Origin of the sequence: Cellulomonas algicola (assembly GCF_003851725.1) — a bacterium.
Lineage (GTDB): Bacteria > Actinomycetota > Actinomycetes > Actinomycetales > Cellulomonadaceae > Cellulomonas > Cellulomonas algicola.
Genome location: NZ_BHYL01000344.1, coordinates 1 through 2492, shown reverse-complemented (window position 1 = coordinate 2492; position 2492 = coordinate 1). Strand labels below are relative to the sequence as shown.

Here is a 2492-nt window from a genome sequence, read left to right as displayed (position 1 = left end):
CCGGGCCCACGGCGGTCTGGCGGCCGGACCCGCGGTCAGGCAGGCGGGTCCGCGGTCAGGCAGGCGGGTCCGCGGTCAGGCGGGCGGCGCGGAGGGTGAGGTAGCGGCGCTCCGGGACGGACGTCGCCGCGGCGGCGGCCCGGTGGTACGCGGCGCGCGCGGCGGCGGTGTCGCCCGCCGACTCGAGCAGGTGCGCGCGGACCGCGTCGAGCCGGTGGCCGGGGAGGTCGACGTCGTCGAGCAGCCGCAGCCCCGCCTCGGGCCCGTCGACCATCGCCACGGCGACCGCCCGGTTCACCGCGACGACCGGGCTGCCCGTCATCCGCTCCAGCAGCCCGTACAGCGCGACGACCTGCGGCCAGTCGGTGTCCGCCGCGGTCGCGGCGCGATCGTGCACGGCGGCGACGGCGGCCTGGAGCTGGTACTCGCCGACCGACCGCGCGCCGATCGCCTCGTCGAGCAGCGCGAGGCCCTCGGCGATCAGGGCCCGGTCCCAGCGGCTGCGGTCCTGCTCGGGCAGCGGCACGAGCTCGCCCGACGCGTCCGTGCGGGCCGGTCGGCGCGCGTCGGTGAGCAGCATGAGCGCCAGCAGGCCCGTGACCTCGGGGTCGGCGGGTTCGAGCGCGTGCAGCCAGCGGGTCAGGCGGACGGCCTCGTCGGACACGTCGACCCGGTGCAGGTCGCCTCCCGACGTGCTCGTCGACCCCTCCGTGAACATCACGTAGAGCACGTGCAGGACGCTGCGCAGCCGGGCGGCGCGCTCGTCGGGCGCGGGCATCGCGAACGTCGACCCGGCGTCGGCGACGCGCCGCTTCGCGCGGCTGATGCGCTGCGCCATGGTCGCCTCGGGGACGAGGAACGCCCGCGCGATCTCGGCGGTCGTGAGGCCCCCGACGGCGCGCAGGGTGAGCGGGATCGCCGACGACGGCGTCAGCGCGGGGTGGCAGCAGAGGAACAGCACGGTGAGGGAGTCGTCGTCGCCCGCTGCCTGCGACGTGACGGCCTCCGCGGCGGCCCACCGCTCCTCGCGTCCCCGCCGCGACCGGTCCGACCGCACGGCGTCGAGCAGCCGCCGGGTCGCCGTCTGGAGCAGCCAGCCGAACGGCTTCTCCGGGACGCCGTCGCGCGGCCAGTGCGTGACGGCCACGACGAGCGCCTCCTGCACCGCGTCCTCCGCGGCGGCGAAGTCGCCCGACCGGCGCCCGAGCACGCCGAGGACCTGCGGCGCGAGCGTGCGCAGCAGGTCCTCGGGCAGCGCCGCGTCCGGCGTGGTCAGGCGACGCCGTCCGCGGTGCGCAGGTACTCGCGCATGCCCTCGACGGCGGTCGGACCGCCGTCGAGCATGACGCGCCGCAGGTGGATCGGCTGGCCCGTCGGCACGCCACCGCGGCCCGGCACCGCGGACACCAGGGCGGCGATCTCGACCGCCCGCTCCTCGGTCTCCACGTCGACGATCTGGTACCCGGCGAGCCACTCCTTGAACTCCGCGAACGGGCCGTCCGTCACGACGGGTGCACCCGCCGCGTCGACGCGCACGATCTTCGCGACGTCGGGGCCGGTGAGGATCGCCGTGGCGACCAGCTCGCCGCTCGCCTCGAGCTCGCTGTTGAGCGCGGCGTAGTAGTCGAGGTGGGCGGTGATCTCCTCGGGCGTCCACTCCTCCATCGGCGTGGGGTCGGCACCGGGCTGGAAGTCGACCCCGATCAGGTAGCGCGGCATGTCGTTCACTCCTCGTGCTCGTCGTGCCCAGACTGGCACTCTCACCCGGGGAACGGAGCCGGTGCGCGGTTCTCGACATCGGCGGCCGCCGGCGTCGCGACGCGTCGCGGGCGACCGGTGGCGGCGAGCGCGGCCGCGGCGACGAGCACGACGGCCGCGGCGGGCAGGGGCAGCGCAGCCGGGCCGGACCGGTCCACGACGGCCGCACCGAGCGCAGCGCCGACGGCGATCCCGAGGTTGAAGACGACGGGGATCACGGTGCCCGCGGTCGCGCGGTGCTCGGGACCCGCGGCCCGCAGGATCGCCGTCTGCGCGAGCGGTGGCAGGGCACCGGTCGTCACGCCCCAGGCGGCGACCACGACCACCGCGACGGCCGGGTGCGCACCGACCGCCACGAGCGCGACGAGCGCGGCCGCGACCAGGACCGTCGTCACCACCAGCGTCGCCGCGGGCCTCCGGTCCCCGACCTTCCCGACGACGGCCACGCCCACCGCCGACGCGACGCCGAACAGGAGCAGCAGCCCGCTGACACCACCGGGCAGGTCGCCGGCGGGCCGCTCGACGAGCCGCGTGACGAACGTGAACGCCGCGAAGTGGCCGACCAGCACGAGCCCGACGAGCCCGGCGACGACCAGCACGGGCCGCAGCGAGGGCCGTGCAGCCGCACCCGCCGCGGCACCGGCACCCGTCGCGGCGATCGCACCCGTCGCAGCACCGGGACCCGCCGCGGCGCTCGCACCCGCCGTGGCGCCCGCGCCACCGCCGTCCACGCC

3 protein-coding genes are annotated in these 2492 nt (G+C 77.2%); all 3 read right to left on the bottom strand.

Features of this window, described 5'->3' with window-relative positions:
- Positions 1-55: 55 nt before the first annotated feature.
- Positions 56-1276: an RNA polymerase sigma factor gene (locus CTKZ_RS18510; RefSeq protein WP_124344304.1), complete on the bottom strand. Its 1221-nt coding sequence runs from the start codon at positions 1274-1276 to the stop codon at positions 56-58.
- A complete protein-coding gene (locus CTKZ_RS18505; protein ID WP_124344303.1) occupies positions 1273-1719 on the bottom strand; it encodes a YciI family protein in 447 nt (148 codons plus the stop codon). The genes CTKZ_RS18510 and CTKZ_RS18505 overlap by 4 nt, the downstream gene beginning before the upstream one ends.
- 41 nt (positions 1720-1760) lie before the next feature.
- A partial coding sequence (locus CTKZ_RS18500) for an MFS transporter (RefSeq protein ID WP_124344302.1) occupies positions 1761-2492 on the bottom strand: 732 nt, incomplete at its 5' end.